This is a genomic window from Propionibacterium sp. (assembly GCF_047719395.1).
In the GTDB taxonomy this organism is placed as follows: Bacteria; Actinomycetota; Actinomycetes; order Propionibacteriales; family Propionibacteriaceae; genus Propionibacterium.
In genome coordinates this window covers 13482-31428 of the sequence record NZ_JBDNTB010000031.1, presented here as the reverse complement: position 1 = coordinate 31428, position 17947 = coordinate 13482, and the positions used below count along the sequence as shown (strand labels likewise).

General features: G+C 63.4%; 17 protein-coding genes and 1 tRNA gene. 11 read left to right on the top strand and 7 right to left on the bottom strand.

Annotated features, from left to right (window positions below):
- The first annotated feature begins 43 nt into the window (after positions 1-43).
- From ABF648_RS07065 to ABF648_RS07050, 4 genes are all read left to right on the top strand, one after another.
- On the top strand, positions 44-799 hold the full coding sequence (locus ABF648_RS07065) for a sigma-70 family RNA polymerase sigma factor (RefSeq protein ID WP_415631596.1): 756 nt from the start codon (positions 44-46) through the stop codon (positions 797-799).
- Positions 800-921: 122 nt separating this feature from the next.
- A complete protein-coding gene (locus ABF648_RS07060) occupies positions 922-1440 on the top strand; it encodes a hypothetical protein (protein WP_415631595.1) in 519 nt (172 codons plus the stop codon).
- Between the two features lie 82 nt (positions 1441-1522).
- Positions 1523-1598 (top strand) — tRNA-Asn (locus tag ABF648_RS07055).
- A 444-nt stretch (positions 1599-2042) separates the two neighbouring features.
- A complete protein-coding gene (locus ABF648_RS07050) occupies positions 2043-2441 on the top strand; it encodes a DUF4236 domain-containing protein (RefSeq protein WP_415631594.1) in 399 nt (132 codons plus the stop codon).
- 289 nt (positions 2442-2730) lie between these two features.
- Here the strand turns inward: ABF648_RS07050 and ABF648_RS07045 are convergent, their stop codons facing one another.
- The 3 genes from ABF648_RS07045 to ABF648_RS07035 all read right to left on the bottom strand — a co-directional run bounded on the left by ABF648_RS07045 (position 2731) and on the right by ABF648_RS07035 (position 5786).
- Positions 2731-3225 (bottom strand): ferritin, encoded by a 495-nt coding sequence (locus tag ABF648_RS07045; RefSeq protein ID WP_415631593.1) that lies wholly within the window; start codon positions 3223-3225, stop codon positions 2731-2733.
- A 257-nt stretch (positions 3226-3482) separates the two neighbouring features.
- On the bottom strand, positions 3483-4373 hold the full coding sequence (locus ABF648_RS07040; protein WP_415631592.1) for an aldo/keto reductase: 891 nt from the start codon (positions 4371-4373) through the stop codon (positions 3483-3485).
- Between the two features lie 201 nt (positions 4374-4574).
- Positions 4575-5786 (bottom strand): pyrophosphate--fructose-6-phosphate 1-phosphotransferase, encoded by a 1212-nt coding sequence (locus ABF648_RS07035; protein ID WP_415631591.1) that lies wholly within the window; start codon positions 5784-5786, stop codon positions 4575-4577.
- Between the two features lie 186 nt (positions 5787-5972).
- Here ABF648_RS07035 and ABF648_RS07030 point away from each other — a divergent pair, with 186 nt between their 5' ends.
- From ABF648_RS07030 to ABF648_RS07015, 4 genes are all read left to right on the top strand, one after another.
- Positions 5973-6401: a hypothetical protein gene (locus tag ABF648_RS07030; RefSeq protein WP_415631590.1), complete on the top strand. Its 429-nt coding sequence runs from the start codon at positions 5973-5975 to the stop codon at positions 6399-6401.
- A gap of 124 nt (positions 6402-6525) precedes the next feature.
- The gene (locus ABF648_RS07025) at positions 6526-7146 is read left to right on the top strand and encodes an L-threonylcarbamoyladenylate synthase (protein ID WP_415631589.1); all 621 of its coding nucleotides are present in this window, start codon (positions 6526-6528) and stop codon (positions 7144-7146) included.
- Positions 7147-7527: 381 nt separating this feature from the next.
- Positions 7528-9270 carry a phosphatase PAP2 family protein gene (locus ABF648_RS07020; RefSeq protein WP_415631588.1) on the top strand — a complete coding sequence of 581 codons (1743 nt, stop codon included), beginning with the start codon at positions 7528-7530 and terminating at the stop codon, positions 9268-9270.
- A 55-nt stretch (positions 9271-9325) separates the two neighbouring features.
- Positions 9326-9523 (top strand): hypothetical protein, encoded by a 198-nt coding sequence (locus ABF648_RS07015; RefSeq protein WP_415631587.1) that lies wholly within the window; start codon positions 9326-9328, stop codon positions 9521-9523.
- Between the two features lie 748 nt (positions 9524-10271).
- Here the strand turns inward: ABF648_RS07015 and ABF648_RS07010 are convergent.
- A complete protein-coding gene (locus tag ABF648_RS07010) occupies positions 10272-10895 on the bottom strand; it encodes a hypothetical protein (RefSeq protein ID WP_415631586.1) in 624 nt (207 codons plus the stop codon).
- 112 nt (positions 10896-11007) lie between these two features.
- Complete coding sequence (locus tag ABF648_RS07005; RefSeq protein ID WP_415631585.1) at positions 11008-11649, bottom strand: rhomboid family intramembrane serine protease; 642 nt, start codon at positions 11647-11649, stop codon at positions 11008-11010.
- Between the two features lie 723 nt (positions 11650-12372).
- On the opposite strand from ABF648_RS07005, the gene ABF648_RS07000 reads away from it, so the two are divergent.
- Entirely contained in the window at positions 12373-13218 is an 846-nt protein-coding gene (locus ABF648_RS07000; RefSeq protein WP_415631584.1) for a PIG-L family deacetylase, read from the top strand.
- Positions 13219-13322: 104 nt separating this feature from the next.
- On the opposite strand, the gene ABF648_RS06995 is transcribed toward ABF648_RS07000, so the two are convergent.
- Positions 13323-14279 carry a PAC2 family protein gene (locus ABF648_RS06995; protein ID WP_415631583.1) on the bottom strand — a complete coding sequence of 319 codons (957 nt, stop codon included), beginning with the start codon at positions 14277-14279 and terminating at the stop codon, positions 13323-13325.
- Positions 14280-14530: 251 nt separating this feature from the next.
- Between ABF648_RS06995 and ABF648_RS06990 the strand changes: the two genes are divergently transcribed.
- Positions 14531-15154 carry a histidine phosphatase family protein gene (locus tag ABF648_RS06990; protein ID WP_415631582.1) on the top strand — a complete coding sequence of 208 codons (624 nt, stop codon included), beginning with the start codon at positions 14531-14533 and terminating at the stop codon, positions 15152-15154.
- Between the two features lie 20 nt (positions 15155-15174).
- Positions 15175-16920 carry a glutamine--tRNA ligase/YqeY domain fusion protein gene (locus ABF648_RS06985; RefSeq protein ID WP_415631581.1) on the top strand — a complete coding sequence of 582 codons (1746 nt, stop codon included), beginning with the start codon at positions 15175-15177 and terminating at the stop codon, positions 16918-16920.
- A gap of 57 nt (positions 16921-16977) precedes the next feature.
- Here the strand turns inward: ABF648_RS06985 and ABF648_RS06980 are convergent, their stop codons facing one another.
- The gene (locus ABF648_RS06980; RefSeq protein ID WP_415631580.1) at positions 16978-17910 is read right to left on the bottom strand and encodes a LysR family transcriptional regulator; all 933 of its coding nucleotides are present in this window, start codon (positions 17908-17910) and stop codon (positions 16978-16980) included.
- Positions 17911-17947: the final 37 nt, after the last annotated feature.

Genomic DNA, 17947 nt, shown 5'->3' with positions numbered 1-17947 from the left:
TCGAGACAGGCGGATTCAGACCCCAACTACACCCTCGATTGGGATGAGCCCCATTGAGGTGGGCCTGTACGCCGGGCATGCACTTGCCACAGGACAGCGGCCGTGCGGCGCCACAGAAACCGAACTCCAGAGGCTCGTCGCGGATGGCGAGCAGGCATGGGCCAGTTTCGTGGAGACGAATCTCGGCATGGTCACAGTGCTGGTGAAACGCTGGTGCCGGGGAAGCCCGGCAGACTACGAAGAGGTCCAGCACGAAGGCCGCGCTGCGCTGATCGAAGCCATCGTGGCCTATGACTACGCCCTCGGCTGGCGGTTCAGCACCTACGCATGGCGCATCATCGCGCGGCGAGTGGCCCATGCCGCCGTGGCCGGGCGTAGTTGTGGGACAGCAAACTTCAACCATGCTCGACGCGCGGCCAGGCTCGAACGGAGCCGTGCCGAACTCACGATGAGGCTCGGTCGTCAAGCAAGCGTCGAGGAGCTGGCCGCATCCCTGGGACTCGAGGCGGACGCGATCCGCCAAGCGCTGCAATCGCCCCAGCGCGCCCATGTGGAGGCGGAGAGGCTGGCCAGCGTACCCAGTGAACCACCAGAGATGGAGGACGATCTCAGCTGGCTGTCGCGGATGCCGGCAGATGAGGTGCGGGTGTTGACGCTGTACTTCGGCCTGAACGGGGAGACCGCGAGAACACTGTCCGAAATCAGTGAACTGCTGGGCCTGAGCGTCTCAGGGATCTATCGGATCAAACGCAGGGCACTGCGACGAGGCCGCACGTTCGCACTCGACCAGGCGGCCTGAGGTGAACTGGGCACACCGCAAGTCGCCACCAAGCCCAACACTGGAGCGGTACGCCTTGATGCGAGCACCCACGAGTGGGCGAGTCCCATGCAGGTCGTGGTGATGATGACGAGAATGCTTGTATGAGAAGCTTCTTCCGCAGATCCACAGGACGTAGCCTCCTCGAACCTGATGAGTTGACCGGCCTCGACGCTGCGGTCGGCAAGGCAGTGGATCCTCTCGCAGTGGCACGCGGAGACGGGGCGCTCGTCGTGGCCACGAGGGGTTGTATGGCTGTCAGCCGCGAGGGCCGCTGGCAGGTGGTTCCCTGGGACGAGATCCTCAACGGTGGCTGGGACGCGCCCAGCACGACACTGCGGTGGTCTCTGCTCGACGGAACCCGCGAATCGGTCCAGTTGGGCGATCCTGCCGAACTGCCGGGGGTCTTCATAGAGCGGATCCAGGCGTCGATCGTCGTCCAGAAGCGTTTCGAGATACCGGGGGAGCTGGGCACCATCGTCATCTCTGGGAGACGTAATCCAGCACGGGCAGATGATCTGCGCTGGATGGTCCAGCCGATCGGCCGCACGGATCTCGCAGACCCCGAGGTGCGCCGAGTCGCCACCGCCGAGACCGAGAACCTCAAGCGCGAATACGAGTAGTGAGTCCGAGCACCACCGATTTCCCTTGTTCGGTGATCACTGGTAACGTCTCTTCTCGCGCTGGCACTTCGGTGACAGCTAATCCCTGGTAGCTCAATTGGCAGAGCATCTGACTGTTAATCAGAGGGTTACTGGTTCGAGTCCAGTCCGGGGAGCCAACCCAAAGCACCTCCCACAAGGGCAAACAATCCAGCAGCACAACGACTGTGCGGGATCAGTGCTGGATCTTCCCCAGAATCACCCCGGAACGCCCCCAACGGGCGGCATCGGCCACCTCCTGGCCCAGCGGATCACCAACACGTTGAACCAGCAACGATACGGCATCGACTGGCCCGCCGAGCAGGCGGACCTCACCGTCGGGCAGCTCACCCGACGACTCGCCGGGCAAACCAACTGGCACATCACCAAGCAGCAGGCCCAACGACCTGATCGACGAGCTCAGCGGGCAGCTCGAGCAGCACGACAACGACTCCCGGCCATGGTTCCACCAGGACTAGCCACACGCGTGCGCGATGGGTGCCCGGGGGTCGGGGAGGGGACATGCAGGGCGCAGCAACGCCGGTTCCCTGCGGCTGTCGGCGCCTTGGGCTTACGCTCCGAGCATGGGATTTCGGTACAGGCGGCGGGTCAGCTTCGGTAAGCATCTGTGGTTGAACTTGTCGAAGTCGGGCGTGTCGATGTCCGCCCACGAAGGGCCGTTCACAGCGAACACACGCGGTAGGAAGACCGTCCACTTGGCACCCGGCCTGTCCTATACGACTCAGCGGCGGATGATGCCGACCGCACTCCCAGAACGCCCAGCCCAAGGCATGGCGAAGACCGGCAAGGCTGGCGCCGTCGTCATGGTGGTGGCCGGGGTGCTGCTCGTGCTGCTCGGCGCGCTGACAGTCCTCGGCGGGGCCGCGGTGGTGGGTGCCATCATGGTTGGAGTCGGTGCGGCGCTGCTGGTGCACGCGATGCGTGCCAGGCGCAAGGCGACCGCGGAGCAGCGGCAGCCATAGCAGACGAACGCCCCGGCCACCTTCGAGTGATGGTCGGGACGTCCGTTCTCTTACGGTGCGTGCCCAATACATGGGTCCCATGGTTCACGCCTCCCCTCCCTCGGCTTCAAGCGAGCAGATCGTTCAGATGCCCAGCGGAGAGCAGGTGGGAGGTTGCTCGACCTCCAGCCGGCCGATGTCAGTCCACCTGCGAAGCGCCGTCATGGGACACGAGAACCTCCGTGCCGGAGTGGCTCTTTGACAAGCCACATCCGATTCGGAGGTTCCCTGAGAGATGAGAGGACTGCGATCAGCCGCGGTGGCCGAGCTGTCCGTCGATGATGAGAAGGCCAGGACCCTTGGAACCGGCGAGTTCAATGCGCGTGATGATGTCGCGCACGGTGGATTCTTCCTCGATCTGCTCGCTGAGGAAACCGTCGAGCAGCGGGCGGGAATCCAGATCTCCGGCTTCCTCGGCGGCATGCACGAGGTTGCGGATCGAAGTGGAGACCTTGATTTCTTGCGCAAGGGAAGTCTTGAAAAGGTCGAGGAAAGTCGGTGCAGTGTCGAATGCCGGAGAGGTGAGAGCACCGATCACCGCATGATTGTCCCGGGCGTCGAGATGAGCGATGAACCTTTCGGCGTGAGTCACTTCCTCGCCGGACTGGATGCGAAACCAAGTCGCGGTTCCGACATATCCGAGGGCATCAGCTTCGATGGAGAGCTGACGATAGTCAATGCTGGACTGGAGTTCCAGCGTGATCTGGGCGTTGAAGGCATCAACCAAGGCATCACTGAGTTTCATGGCTTGATACTACAAAGATCCCAGTCAGCCCGGTGACGGGTCCAGCAGCGTCAGTTTTTCAGGACAGGAGGGACGGGACGGCCCAGAAAGTACAAGCTCCGCCAGGGGAATGGCGTCCAATCCACCCACGACGTTTCGCCATTTTGGACGAAGCCAGGCCGAAGGGGTCCCCCTGGAAATGGCTGAACAGAGCCCCGCATGGCGGTTGCGTCCACCTGACCCGGGTGAGGAGGACGCAACCGTTTTGTGTTCGGCAGCTATTCATTGAGCCCGTTGTTTCGTCGTGCTTCGTCCTCGCGCGCCTGGGAGAAGGCGAATGTGGCCGGATCGCCGCCAATGCGTCCCTCCGGGGAATTCAGCGCATCGATCGCCTGGAGATCTTCGGGTGACAGTTGGATGGAGGCGGCGGCGAGATTCTCCTTCATCCGCTCGGCGTGAACAGACTTCGGAATGACGATACGGCCCTCGTTGAGGTGCCAGGCGATCACCACTTGAGCCGGGGTTGCGCCCACCTTGCCGGCGATTCCGGTGATGACCGGATCGGTGAGATCGGCGCCCTGGCCCAGCGGCGAGTACGACTCCACCGTGATGCCGTGCTGCCTGCACACCGCGAGTACATCCGGCTGGGAGAAGCGCGGATGCACCTCCAACTGGTTCACAGCAGGGGTCTGGCCGGTCTCTGTGATGATCCGTTCGAGGTGCTCCGGGAGGAAATTCGAGACGCCAGCGGCGCGAATAACACCTTGGTCGCGCAGCTCCAGGAGGACCTTCCAGGAGTCGACATAGAGATTCTTGGATGGCAGCGGCCAGTGGATGAGATAGAGATCGATCTTGTCCAGACCAAGAGCCTTGTATGACGCATCGAAAGCGCGCTTTGCCTCGTCGCGCCCTTGATCGGCATTGCGCAATTTTGTGGTGACGAAGATCTCATCGCGGGGAAGAGCGCTCGCGCGGATGGCCGCGCCGACTTCTGCTTCGTTGTAATAGGCGCATGCGGTGTCGATGTGCCGGTAGCCGAGTTCAAGAGCCGATTCCACGGCCTGTTGAGCATTTTGCGGCGGTATCTGGAAGGTGCCGAAGCCCAGCTGCGGAATGCTGACTGAAGGACTGATCTGGATCTGTGCAGAAACATTGTCAAGAGCCGTCATGGCCCCAAGGTAGGCCCGAATCCTGATGTGCCGAAGGGCTGGTGCGCAGCTCATGACGGCGAATCCGAGAAATCTCGGATCGGTCCTCTCCTGCGCCATTCATCTCCCCGCCGGAGGGTTGACACCCGATCGGGCCGAAACGTCACCGGCCCGCGGCATCCAGATGATGTCGCGGGCCGGTGAATTCCTACTACAGCCAACTCAGGCAGCCACCGGGGCCGGCTGGCCGATCTCGGACAGCAGCTCGGTGAACCAGGGCAGCGTGATGTCGAAGGGCTTGTGCCCGGCGATCCGCGGGAAGTCGATGACGGACAGCTTGTCGCCGGCCTCCTCGTCCTGGCCGATCACACCGGGTGTGCCGGCGAGGGCCGCATCAACAGCCATGTCGCACGTCTTCGCGATGAGCTCGAGATCTTCGGGGTCCGACTTGGCGGAACGGGCGAAATAGCCCGACTTCTGCACCATCGTCTTGCCCGCGTCCAGCTTCTCGGCGAACTGCTTGGCGAACCATTCACCAGGATTGATCTGGTTGAGCTGCACGTGGCCGAAGGCATCCTTCGGCACCTCGAGACCCTCGGCCTCGAGCTTGGCGATGATGTCGGGAACACCTGCGCCCTCGGAGATGAACAGGTTGATGTTTCCGACCTCGTCCATCACTGCCTTCAGACGTGCGGCCTCGGCATCGAGATCGATCTTCGCCTCGGGCACGTACAACGCATGGATGTCCCAGGCGCGACGATCAAGCCCTGCCTCGGGCAGCCATTCCTGCTCGTCCAACCAGGCACGGTAGCGACGAGCGGTTTCGGCTGCGAGGTAGCCGCAGTTACGACCCATGATTTCGTGAATGATGAGTTCGCGCGGTGCCGAGTTGTGCTCGGCGATGATGTTGGCGGCGAACCTGGCGCCCTGGTCGGCGGCGCTCCAAGCCCCCAGCGACTGGCGGATCGGGACGATGTCGTTGTCGATCGTCTTCGGCAGGCCGACGACAGTCAGCGGGTAATCATGCGCAGCGAGGTAGGCGGCCAGATCGGCCGCGGTGGTGTTGGTGTCATCGCCGCCGATGGTGTGCAGCACATCGACCCCGTCAGCGACGAGCTGGTCGGCGGCGACCTTGAGGGGATCGGCACCAGCGGGGACCAATCCGCGGGTGACGAGATCGTCGACATTTGTGAGCTTGACGCGGGAGTTGCCGATCGGGGATCCGCCGAAGGCGAAGAGCCGGTCGTAGTGCTCGCGCACGGCGGGGAGGAACTCGACGGAATCACCCTTGAGCAAACCCTCATAGCCGTAGCGATAGGCAATGATCGTCGTTTCCGGGGCAACTTCGGTGTAGCGCTTGACGAGCCCGGCAACAGCCGAGGACAGGCATGGCGCAAAACCACCGGCAGTCAGCAGCGCGACCTTCTTGACCATGAAGTGAGTGCCTTTCGTGTTGGACAACAGTGGCCCGATCGGGTGCGGACCTCCGTCATTCAGCCTAGGGCACTGCTGGTTCGCCGCTTCGCCTGCTTCCCCCAAAGCTGCTCTGTGGAAACCCATCGTCGTGACATGCCCGGATGTCACACTGGACGAACGCAGAGCCAGATGCGGAGACATTCGATGAATCCTGTGCGCCACACCTTCCTGAATCGGGCCGAGGTGCCTGATCAACGCGGCATGAGCGTGAGCGTGCTGGTGGCTTCCTGTCTTCCCGCCTTCGTGTTGGCCTGTGGTCTCGCGGTCGATGGTTCCGCCCGGCTGAGCACCCAGCGGGAGGCCGCGGTCGTGGCGGCGCAGGCAGCACGAGCAGGCAGTGATGCCTGGGCGCTGTCCCGGCTCGCCGGCAACCGGGACACCACGGCAGCAATTCAGGCTGCTCAGCAGGTGGTAGCCGCCCACCCGGCGATGCGGGCCGAAGTAGGGGTGCAGCCGAGCGGGCGCGTCACCGTGAACGCCCACACCACCGTGGACACCCAGTTCGTATCCCTCGTCGGCATCGATCGTTTTGACGTAAGTGCGCAGGCCAGCGCGGATCTGCAACCGCGATGAATGCTCCCTGTTGCGTGATCCATGGCCTGACGGATGTACCCAGAGCGGCCCGATGAGCCGCAATCCCCGGCACGCTCGCCACACGTTGCGGGCCTGGCTGGTGTGCCCCCCGTAATCTTTATCCATGGCTCGCTATTACCCGGTACATCCGGTCAATCCGCAGGCGCGATCCCTGGGCCAGGTGGCCGCACAGTTACGGGACGGCGGCCTGATTGCCTATCCGACCGATTCCGGTTTCGCGCTGGGCACACTGTTCGGCAACAAGGCCGGCATCGAGAGAATTCGCAGAATCCGGCAACTGGACGAACGACATCATCTGTCGGTCGTCGTGAGTGAATTCGCCCATCTTGGTCGCTATGTCGACATGGACAACCGGGAATTCCGGGCGATCAAGGCGTGCACGCCAGGGCCCTACACCTTCATTCTCCGCGCCACCCGTGAAGTTCCCCGCGGTATGCAGCATCCCAGCAAGAAGACGGTGGGGGTTCGCGTGCCGAAGCACACCACGGCACTTGCCCTTCTCCACACCCTCGGCGAACCGATCGTCTCGTCCACCCTCACGTTGCCCGGCGACGAGGAACCGATGAACGACGGCTGGCAGATCAAGGAGGCCTTGGACAACGACATCGACGCGGTTCTGGACTCAGGTGATGCAGGCCTGCTGCCCACCACTGTCATCGATCTGACAGGGGATGAGCCGAAGATCGTGCGGCAGGGCGGCGGCTCGGTGGAACTGTTCTCGTGAACTTGTGGGCTGATCGGCCGGGCACAGCAGCAGGTGATCGCCCTGATGGCAACTGGCAACAACGATGCCTTGAATCCGCCACTCACCAGCGGCGTCTCCCACAATGGGAATGGCAGAGGAATCCGGGCGAGCCTCGGAACCCGGTCCTGTCCCCGGGCGGGTGAGCGCCCTTGTCAAGATGGCAATGATGTCCTGGATCTGGCCATCTGACTGTCAACAGCTCGCGCCCACGCATTCGCAGAACCCTTTAGTTCATGCGCAGGACGTCTGGTGTACATCTTCTGCACCCGCACAAGTCACAGTCAACTCTTAGCTTTCTCTTCGAATCTGGTCCTGGTGTGAGGCGTCCTTGTGTGCCAGGACCCCAATCGGAGGATGAACATGCATCGAATTGAACGTGCGTTCCCGCGCATCGCTGTGACGGCACTGACCGTCACAGCCCTGGCCATCGGCTCGCCACTGGTCGAGACGGCGTCCGCAGCCCCTGCTACCCCCACCACCATGGTGGTCGCCCAAACCCCGACAGCGCAGCCTGATCCCGTCGCGCTGATGTCGGACTACTCCAACTATTGGAAGCCCTTCACCTACGATCCGGCCAACGCCACGACCAAGGCCGACACTGCCTTCCGTGGCACGGTGCTCGACCAGGGCGTGCTCAACCGGAATGATCAGCTCACTGTCGCGATCAACAACGCCGGTGCAGCCGATCTCGACCAGTCCCGCCGCGCTCTCGTCGACGCCGACTACTCCTGGCAGGAGACCTACTCCGACGCCCTGGGGCCCACCCTCAGCACGTACTTCACTGAAGGACTGGCCAGCGGAGAGCTGCCGGGCACCACGGCTGCCATCAACAAGGCCTATGCCATGGGTACCGGCGAGGCGAAGCCTGTTTACAACTACCCGCGTCCCTTCCTGACTGACCGCGCCTTCACCGGCCAGGCGAATCCTTCGAACCTCAATGGGTTGCAGTCCCATCTCAATATCGACGAAATCCCCGACTGGACCGATCCGAATACCGGGAAGACCCACAGTGCGCAGTACGAGGACATCATCACCGGCCCCTCACAGGCATTCCCCTCCGGGCACACGACGATGGCCTATTCCACCGGCATCGCACTGGCGCAGTTGCTGCCACAGCTTGGCCCCGAGATCATTACTCGCGCTTCTGAGGCAGGGAACAATCGCATCGTTCTCGGCGTGCACTACCCGCTGGACATCATGGGAGGCCGAATCATCGGTCAGGCCAACAACTCCTACCTGTGGTCGGATTCCAACACCTTCAGCACGGTGCTGCAGCCTGCAGAGACTGAGCTGCAGAACTACCTGACCCAGCGCTGCGTCGCCGACGGTCTCGGCACTACTCTCGAGGCCTGTATCTCAAATACCGACGCGAACGGCACCCACGGCTACAACAACTACTTCACCGATGCTGTGTCCACCGCGCCCGTCGTCGACCGCACGAGTGCCTTGAAGGCCTTCCAGTCCCGGATGACCAACGGCTTCACGCAGGTCGGCGCCGCCGGCAAGGCACCAGTCGTGCCCGATGGTGCGGAGAGCCTGCTTGCCACAACTTTCCCCTCTCTGAGTTCGGTCCAGCGTCGTGCAGTACTCGCCGCGACCGAGATTGACTCTGGCTACCCACTCGACAATGGCTCAGACGGCTGGCAGCGCATCAATCTTGCGGCTGCGATGAGCTCGAAGGTCACGCTCGATGACAAGGGCACAGTGACGAATGTGGAGCCCGGTCAGTCGGTCGCCTCTGTGGTCAATGAGACGCCTTCGTCCTCCCCGTCAGCGACTGAGACTTCGCCCGCCCCGTCAGCGACTGAGACTTCGCCCGCCCCGTCAGCAACCGAAACATCTTCGGCCCCGGCTGCCAACCAGACCCCCGCCACCAGCCCGAGCGTTACGCAGAGCCCATCTGATTCGCAGAGCCAAGCTCCGAGCTCCGCCGCCCCGAGCTCGGCTGTGCCGAACGTCGTCGTGAAGCCGAACGGCCCCTCCGGCAAGTCCGGTCTTCCGCTCACCGGCGCGTCCGGTGTGGGCACCCTCGTCGGACTGGCGGCAGCCGTCTCTCTCGGCGGTGCCGGTCTTGTTGCCACACGCAAGCACCGTCGTCACTGACGGGACTGTCTGAATTACGGTGTGTTGGTCCGGTCTGATTCGGGATGAGATGGCCGTGTCTGATGCGACCGAGACGGCGGATGAAGCGATGACCGATCCCGTGACCGGAGAGATCATCGATAGGAAGGGCCTGGCCGAGCAGCTGCTCGGCCAGGTCAGAGACCAAGGTGTGAGTCTGGTGGGTCCGGGAGGCCTGTTGAACCAGTTCACGAGGAACGCGCTCGAGACCACCGTGGAGGCGGAGGGGACCTGAGCACCTGGGCCACGAGCACGGTGGGAAGCCAGCTGGCTCCATCACGACAACCAGCACAGACCCCAACCGGCACCGGCGCCAGGCCCCTCAGCCCGCGTTCACGACCTCCCGGGGAAGGACACCCAGACAGAGCCCACTTCGGCATCAACAGAGCAACACCATCGACCGAATCAACAACGGTCGAGGTCAGGACACCCAAGGAAGGGATCTGTTCTGGCGCGCTCTTCGAGAGGATGGGGCGTTCTCGATTTCCCCGTCAGCAGGTGCTCCACGAAGGCCCCCAGCGAGCCCGGAATCCTTGACCACCACGGGGCGCTCCCGGACAGTGCCCATGCTCAACGTCAGGAGAACTGAGAGGAGACCGGTAACCATCCTTCTCAGCTCATTCATAAGATATTATCCGAATGGATTTGCTGTTTGCAGGAGTCTGTCATGGGGACTCCAGTGGGAGGATGTTTATGCATCGTACAAAGCGGGCGCTCGGGCGTGCTGCTGTGGCGACAGTTGCCGTCAGCGTGCTGGCAGTGGGATCACCTCTGCTCGAGATGGCGTCGGCAGAGACCTCTGCCGCACCTTCCGCGACACCCACGACGTCCTCAGCTTCATCCACGACTTCGTCCGCGACACCCACGACGTCCTCAGCTACTCCCACCGCGAGCACGACAACACAGACGTCGACGGAGCAACAGGCCACTGTCGATTCCTGGATGACCGCGTACGCCCAGAATGTCCCAGCCAGTGCGGAAGATCAGCTCCGCTCTTCATTCCCCACCCTCACCCCATTGCAGCGCCGTGTCGTGCTGGCCGCTGCCGCTGCGGCTGCGGGCATCTCGATGGCAGATGGATCCGATGGTGTGCAGAAAGGCATCACCGTCGCACAGCATGCCAGGGTCACCATCGGTGTTGACGGCCTTGTGGTGAAGGTGGAACTCAACTCGACTCCGGGGTCGGTCGTGATCGACCCCACGCTCACCACTCCGGTGTTGCCGCCGATCGCAGGGATCACACTTCCGTCCCTGCCCAGTTTCAGCCTGTCGCCGCTTCCGACGCCGTCCCTGCCATCGCTTCCGACGCCGTCCCTGCCGTCACTGACGACGCCGTCCCTGCCGTCACTGACGCCCCTGCCATTGCCTACGCTTCCGACCCTGCCGTCGCTCAGCTTGCCCTCTGCACCATCGATCAGTCTTCCCTCGGTCACTGTGCCCACCCTGCACCCGATCAGCGGATCAACTGGGAGCTCGAACAGGACTTCAAGTGGTTTGTCCACATCCGGCACTGTCGTCAGTTCACCTGACAACTCGAACTCCTCCTCGGGACTGCCTGGTACCGGTGCCTCCGGAATTGGTACCTTGGCCGGCCTCGCGGCAGTCATGACTCTTGGTGGTGCAGGACTCGTGGCCACACGCAAGCGCCGTCACCACTGACCGGTCCTCCCACCGATCAGATGATCCACCGATCGGGAGGTGACAGGGAATCCGGGCAACTCAGCCGAGTACTGCGGAAGCCACTCCCAGGATCGCCGCAATGGGGATCAGCAGAAGTAGCGGCGCCAGCCATCCTGACGGGTGCCGGTCTCTGCCGCGAAGCAGCATCAGCCCCGCTGCCAGGCCGGTGAAGAAGCCGCCCAAGTGGGCCTGCCAGGCGATCCCCGGCACGATGAATGAATAGACGAGATTGATGCCGACCAGTATCCAGATTCCACTGCTCGGCACGCCGTCGCGCCGTGACAGCGCGAGCAGCACGCCGAACAGCCCGAAGACCGCGCCAGAAGCTCCGACGACCGCCGAAGAGGACGAACTGAGTCCGGCAAGCAGCACGAACACCGTATTGCCACCCACAGCACTCAGCAGATAGCAGATGACGAAGTCACGGCGTCCCAGACGAGGTTCGAGCGAACGGCCGATCAGCCACAACATCAGCATGTTGGTGAGGATGTGCCAGATGCCGGACGGCGAATGGGCGAACGCGGAGGTCAGCAGACGCCACGGCTCGCTGATACCCAGGCTCGGGGTGAGCACGACCGCGCTGAACACACCCGGCACGAAGATCTCGCCGAGCCAGACCAGCACGCAGATGGCCATGATCGTGTAGGTGCACACCAACGGGCTGTTCTTGTAGCCGGCCATTGATGAACCGCGCCACGCTGTGCCGCCCCGGCCCCGTCCGCTGGGTGCCGGCTGGTTGAACCAGTGCTCGCTGCGCGCTCTTGATCGGGTCCTGCGACGCGGTGGAGCACCCCATCCGCTGCCAGGCGCAGTCGAGAAACCATCCGGGGACGGCCGAGGGCTGTCAACCGCACGGCCACGCGACCGATCCCATGCCGACGGTTCGTGCGGAACGACCCACTCATCGGAGGACGGGTTGTTCCACCCGGCGTGCTGGTTGCGGTCCCAGCCAGGGTTTCCTTGGTTTCCGGGCTGGTGGAAATCGGATTGTCCAGTTGCTGTGGAATCGGGTGTACCCGGCCCTGGAGAGGGTGGCCGATTGTCTGACGAACCCGTCCCCGGAGTGGGCGGCGGAAAATTGGGCGCTCCCGAATTCGACGGCCCAGGATTAGGCGGCCGGGTGGGGGAGCCCGAGGCTCCCGAGTTCGAAGACGGCGGCCGGAAATCCGGCGCACCAGGTGGTGGCGTCTGGTCGGGATCGCGGTCGTCATTCACATCTCCAGCCTATGGGCCGGCCGGTAGCCGTTCCCACGACGACGGCGCAGCCGATCTCCTAGGACTGGCTCCAGGCGTGTTCCACTCGAAGACATATCCGCGGAGGCGCTCCTCGCCAGATTTGCGCTCACCGCGCACGTGAAGGCGAGCATCCGGTCGGGATGACCCCGGAATGGCAGGATGTGCCACATGGCAACTTGGGTCTTCCTGCACGCACATCCTGATGATGAGAGCTCCCAGACCGCCGGGACGATGGCGATGGCGCATGATCGCGGAGACCGGGTGGTCAACATCATCGCCACTGACGGCACCATGGGAACAGCTGCCGCCGACTTGCGTGAGGGTGAGACGGTCGCGGACCGTCGGCGTGAGGAACTGATGAATTCCGCTCGGGTGCTCGGCATCGATCGGGTGGAATGGCTCGGCTACCAGGATTCGGGGATGACCGGATGGCCGTCCAATGCCGATCCGCGCGCCTTCTGCAATGCCGATCCCGACCAGGCGGCGGCGCGGGTTGCAGAGATACTCCGTGAGGAGCAGGCCGATGTCCTGGTGGGCTATGACCCTCATGGCGGATACGGCCACCCCGACCACATCATGGTGCACACAGTCGGTACCGCCGCGGCAGCCCTTGTCGGGGGCGGATTGCGGGTTCTGCAGGGCAGTTTCAACCAGGATGCCCGCGCAGACATCCAAGCCATCGCCCGTCGGCTCGACGTACCTGAAATGGTCCTTTTCGATCCCGAAGCGGTCGGAGACGACGGAATTCTGATCGGCTCACCGGCCAGCGAGCTGCGCTGGGCGATCGACTTGCCCGAAGCGATCCTTGAGCGCAAGCGCAACGCCCTAGCCGCTCATGCCTCCCAGACCAGCGATGCCGGGTTCTTCCTCACCCTGCCTGCTGAGCTGTTCCAGGCGCTTCTTGGTTGTGAGTGCTATCGCGAACCCGCCAATCCGGGGCCGCTCACTCATGCCTGGCCGCTGGACCATGCCCTGCCGGCCGACAGACCTGGCCGCCCCAACAGCGGTCAATGACCCGCCGGCAAGTCCAGACATGACGAACCGCTGGCGCGGGGAGAGCCAAATCCTCACTCCGCACCAGCGGTCCGCGGTTGTCAGTGATCGGCCAACCCGGCCGGTCAGGCGCTGGGCTGATCGGGACCCCTGTCGTCCCCGCTTCCAGAGGAGCCGTCCCCATCAATGTGATTCTGGTCGGCGGAGTCGCCGGACTGGTCGTTCGGGAAACCCTCATCAGAACCATCAGATCCGTCGGCATCGGAATCCAGGCTGGCCAGGAAGTCCTCGACGGCCTGCCCGATCTCGTCGGCGTCCGGAATGTCCTCCTCGCTCATCGGCAGCTCGTGGGAGGCCATGAAGTTGTCGTACTGGGCCTCCAACTGGGCCACCATCTGGCCGAGCTGTTCCGAATCGTTGATCTGCGAGTCGATCTGGGCCCGGGCGGCCCGGGCGGCCGGCTCGAGCTCGCCGACCGGCAGTTCAAGACCCGCGACCTGGTTCACGCCTCGGATCAATGCGATCGGTGCCTCGGGGAACTCCGCATCCGCCAAGTACTGCGGTACGCGTGCCACCAGCCCGATGACGTCCCTGCCGGCTTCGCCCAGGCGCTGGGTCATCATGCCCAGGAAGGACGAACTCATCCGGAATGAACCTGTCGGCCTGTTACCCGGCAACAGCTCCGAGCGAGTGGCCACCTTGAGCAGACCCACCGGCCTGGTGTGCGGAACGGGCATCGGCACACTCTGCGCGGTGACGACCAGCTGCACGTCGAGATCCTCGATGATGCCGTTGATGGCCGCCGTGATCCGCTCCCACTGCAATGCGGGCTCGGGACCGGTGAGAAGCAGGAACGGAGAACCGTCCTTGTCGGTCACCTCGTGAAGAGTCATGGCCGGCGGCTCGTAGTTGTCGTAGTGATCCTGGTCGAAGTCGATCGGCGGACGGTGGCCTCGGTAGTCCATCACCTGGTCGATGTCGAAATTGCCGATGGTCCGGTGCGTCAGCGTATTGAGCAGGTGGTCGTTGAACTGCTCCTGCGCCGATCCGGCATCGCCATAACTACCAAGAGTGATCAGCATTACACGGTCACGGATGGTTCTCTGATCAATCTGGGAGTCGTAATGAAACAAAGTGTTCGGATCCAGCATGATCATTTACCTCCAACATCTCGTGATGGGCTCACACCGGGTGAACACGCCTGCATGGCAGGACATTCCCCACGGCGCCGAGCTCAGCAGAATTGCCCAGACAGCAGGTACACCATGTATCGATCCTAGTCGGATGTGCCCGATATGGTGGGAGTGTCTGCTCGGTGTCCGGAAAGGCGGCCATGACCACTCCTCGATTCCTTCTCGTACGGCACGGCCAGACCGATTGGAACGCAGCGGGGCGTTGGCAGGGATCCAGCGACATTCCACTCAATTCTGTGGGTTTGGCGCAGGCTTCGGCCGCGGCGAGCTGGTTTGCGAGGTTCAATCCGGTGGCCATCTGGTCGTCTCCGCTGGAACGGGCGCACACCACAGCGTCCAAGACGGCTGAACTGGCCGGATGCCCGGTGAGCACCGACACGAGGCTGTGCGAGATCGACTTCGGTGACTTCGAGGGTTTCACCTGGTCGCAGTTGGAACAATCCGACCCCGGCCTGTGGGCATGGCGTACTGGTGAACACGACTGCCGCTGGAGCTCCACAGGGGAGACGGGCGCCGAGGTTGGCCTGCGGGTCAGCCAGGCGTTGCAGGACATCGATGCCAGCACCCCGGGAGGGACGATCCTGGTGTTCAGCCATGGCACCGCGATCCGCTGTGGAGTGGGCACCCTGATGGGCTGGGACTTCTCCACCATGTGGTGTCTGGACTCGTTGGGCAATTGCTGCACCACTTGGCTCAACAGGGCCGGTGAGAGCTGGCGCATCGAGCGTTACAACGCCGAACCACAGTGGAACTTCGCTGGTTGAGGCGTGATAATTTGACCGCCATGGTCAACCCCGAGGGTGCGGCCGCCGGTGATTTCATCAGCGATGCGGTCGAGAAGGACAACGAGCAGGGCACCTATTCGGGGAGGGTGCAGACCCGTTTCCCGCCTGAGCCGAATGGTTACTTGCACATCGGGCATGCCAAGGCGATCACCGTCGATTTCGGTATAGCCGAACGCTTCTCCGGAATCTGCAATGTGCGCCTGGACGACACGAACCCGGTGGCAGAGGACCCCGAGTTCGTGAACTCGATCATGGAGGACATCCGCTGGCTGGGCTACGAACCAGCCCAGGTGCTGCACGCGTCCGATTATTTCCAGCAGCTCTACGAATGGGCGGAGTACCTCATAGGTGAGGGCTTGGCCTATGTCGATGACCAGGACAATGAGACGATCTCTGCCCAGCGGGGTGGTTTCGGCAGGCCCGGCCAGGACAGCCCCTTCAGAGACCGCAGCGTCAAGGAGAACCTCGACCTCTTCCGCCGGATGCGCACCGGAGAATTTCCCGACGGCAGTCGCGTGCTGCGGGCCAAGATCGACATGAATGCCGACAACATGGCGCTGCGTGACCCGGTGATGTACCGCATCCGCCACGCGTCCCATCACCAGACCGGCGACGAATGGCCCATCTATCCCACCTACGACTGGGCGCACGGCCAGTCGGATGCAATCGAGGGTGTCACCCATTCGCTGTGCACGCTGGAATTCGACACCCACCGGCCGCTCTACGACTGGTACCTGGAGCACCTCCCGCTCCCCCAGGAGAAGCCCCGGCAGATCGAATTCGCCCGCCTCGAACTCACCTACACCATCACCTCGAAGCGGCGGCTGGCCAAGCTCGTCGCCGACGGTGTGGTGGACGGCTGGGATGACGCCCGGATGCCTACCCTGCGCGGGATGCGCCGACGTGGCTGCCCGCCGGCCGCGCTGCGCGAATTCTGTCGTGACGCGGGCACCACACGTACGAATTCCCGGCGAAATATCGAGGAACTGGAATCATTCATCCGCCATGAACTCAACACCACCGCGCAGCGCCGGATGGTGGTCACCAGGCCACTGCACTTGATCATCGATGACTGGCCTACCGATGAGAACGGCGATCCGGTGGTCGAATGGTTCGAACTGACGAACAATCCGGAGAACCCTGGTGATGGCACCCGCAAGGTGGCTTTCACCGGCGACCTGTTCATCGAGCAGGAGGACTTCGCTGAGGTTCCGCCGCCGAAGTTCTTCCGGCTCTTTCCCGGCAATGAGGTGCGGCTGCGCGGAGCCTATCTGATCACCGCCACCAGCATCGTCAAGGACGCCGAGGGGCGCGTCGTCGAGGTGCACGCCAGCTACGATCCGGCATCCCGCGGTGGTGATGCCCCTGATGGGCGGCGTGTCCGCTCCACCATGCACTGGGTCAGCGCACCTCACGCCAAAGACGTGCGGGTGGCGCTCTACGACCGGATGTTCACCACTCCCAATCCCGGCGAGACAACCGGCGAACCACTGGACGATCTCAACCCCGACTCGCGAGTGCTGCTCGAGGACTCCAAGGCCGAGGCCGCCATAGCCGATGTGCAGCCCGGCCAGGTCGTGCAGTTCGAGCGGCTCGGTTACTTCGCACTCGACCCGGACGATCCTGCGCTGTTCCATCGCACGGTCGGTCTGCGCGACGAGTGGGCATCGTTGCAGCGCAAGGCCGCCAGGGCGAACAAGCCGCCGAAGGTCAGAAAGTCGAAGAAGGTCCAGAACAACGGCTGATCGAGCCATTCGCGGAGGATCTCTGCGACGGATTCCCCGTGAATCTTCCGACGCAGGTCAGTCATTTCCTCCCGCCACGGGAGTGTCGCCCAGGGCGGTCTGGGACCAGCTGACGAGCTGCTCGATGAGTTGACTGACTGCCGGTTCGGTGCTGGCAAGCCGGGCGCGATGACGGACGAACAGTCTGCGGACGCCAAGCTCAGGCATGGGTGTGACCTTCACGTGTCCACGCCGTGCGTCGACCAGCGCGAGTTGAGGAATGAGGGTGGCGCCGAGCCCTTCGCTGACCATGTCCACGGCCACTGAATAGCTGGTGTAGCGGTAGTCGCTGAAATGAGCGTCCGCAAAGGGTGCGGTGATGCGCTGCATCGCGTCATCGCCGGCAGTGCCGGGAGGCTGGCTCAGCCAGGTGAGCGAGGCCAGATCGCGCTGGCCGCTGATCGTGCCCGTGGCCGGAGGCGTGATGAGCAACCACGGTTCGTCGTAGAACGGCGTGTCGCAGTAACCTCGTGGCGGTCGCGGCGGCCTGGTGTCGCGTTCGATGCACAACAGGTCGAGCTGTCCTGAACGCAGCTGTGCCATTCCGTCGGGCTCGTCCACCTCTTGCAGGCGCAGATCCACGCCCGGCAGCACCGCAGCGAGATGCTGCCGGAAGCGCAGCAGCAGAGCGCTCATGAGTGACTGGAAGGAGCCCATCATCACCGACCCGGTGATGATGCCGGTGTAGGGGTGCAGGGCCCGGACCAGATCGGCCAATTCGGTTTCGATGCGCTCACCGCCGGTGGCCAGGATCGCTCCGGCGGGAGTGAGCAATGCTCCGTGCGGGGTGCGCTCCACGACCTTGAGGCCCGTCTCTGCCTCAAGCTTCGCGAGTTGCTGGGAAACCGCGGACGGACTGAGCCGCAGCGCGTCCGCGGCAGCCACGATGCCGCCTTCGCGATGGACCGCCAGCAGCACGGTGAGTCGGCGGGGATCGATGTGGATGGCCATGACCACCAGCCAACCATGATGTGCTCGCTCTTCATCG

Bases quoted from the DNA above. Each gene is read 5' to 3' on its own strand.
- ABF648_RS07010 (WP_415631586.1), bottom strand. From the start codon at position 10,895: ATGACTGCCGCGAGGCCGGCCAAGGTACCAATTCCGGAGGCACCGGTA.
- ABF648_RS07030 (WP_415631590.1), top strand. From the start codon at position 5,973: ATGAATCCTGTGCGCCACACCTTCCTGAATCGGGCCGAGGTGCCTGAT.
- ABF648_RS07050 (WP_415631594.1), top strand. From the start codon at position 2,043: ATGGGATTTCGGTACAGGCGGCGGGTCAGCTTCGGTAAGCATCTGTGG.
- ABF648_RS07025 (WP_415631589.1), top strand. From the start codon at position 6,526: ATGGCTCGCTATTACCCGGTACATCCGGTCAATCCGCAGGCGCGATCC.
- ABF648_RS07045 (WP_415631593.1), bottom strand. From the start codon at position 3,225: ATGAAACTCAGTGATGCCTTGGTTGATGCCTTCAACGCCCAGATCACG.
- ABF648_RS06995 (WP_415631583.1), bottom strand. From the start codon at position 14,279: ATGCTGATCACTCTTGGTAGTTATGGCGATGCCGGATCGGCGCAGGAG.
- ABF648_RS06985 (WP_415631581.1), top strand. From the start codon at position 15,175: ATGGTCAACCCCGAGGGTGCGGCCGCCGGTGATTTCATCAGCGATGCG.
- ABF648_RS07060 (WP_415631595.1), top strand. From the start codon at position 922: ATGAGAAGCTTCTTCCGCAGATCCACAGGACGTAGCCTCCTCGAACCT.
- ABF648_RS06990 (WP_415631582.1), top strand. From the start codon at position 14,531: ATGACCACTCCTCGATTCCTTCTCGTACGGCACGGCCAGACCGATTGG.
- ABF648_RS07000 (WP_415631584.1), top strand. From the start codon at position 12,373: ATGGCAACTTGGGTCTTCCTGCACGCACATCCTGATGATGAGAGCTCC.
- ABF648_RS07020 (WP_415631588.1), top strand. From the start codon at position 7,528: ATGCATCGAATTGAACGTGCGTTCCCGCGCATCGCTGTGACGGCACTG.
- ABF648_RS06980 (WP_415631580.1), bottom strand. From the start codon at position 17,910: ATGGCCATCCACATCGATCCCCGCCGACTCACCGTGCTGCTGGCGGTC.
- ABF648_RS07040 (WP_415631592.1), bottom strand. From the start codon at position 4,373: ATGACGGCTCTTGACAATGTTTCTGCACAGATCCAGATCAGTCCTTCA.
- ABF648_RS07065 (WP_415631596.1), top strand. From the start codon at position 44: ATGAGCCCCATTGAGGTGGGCCTGTACGCCGGGCATGCACTTGCCACA.
- ABF648_RS07035 (WP_415631591.1), bottom strand. From the start codon at position 5,786: ATGGTCAAGAAGGTCGCGCTGCTGACTGCCGGTGGTTTTGCGCCATGC.
- ABF648_RS07005 (WP_415631585.1), bottom strand. From the start codon at position 11,649: ATGGCCGGCTACAAGAACAGCCCGTTGGTGTGCACCTACACGATCATG.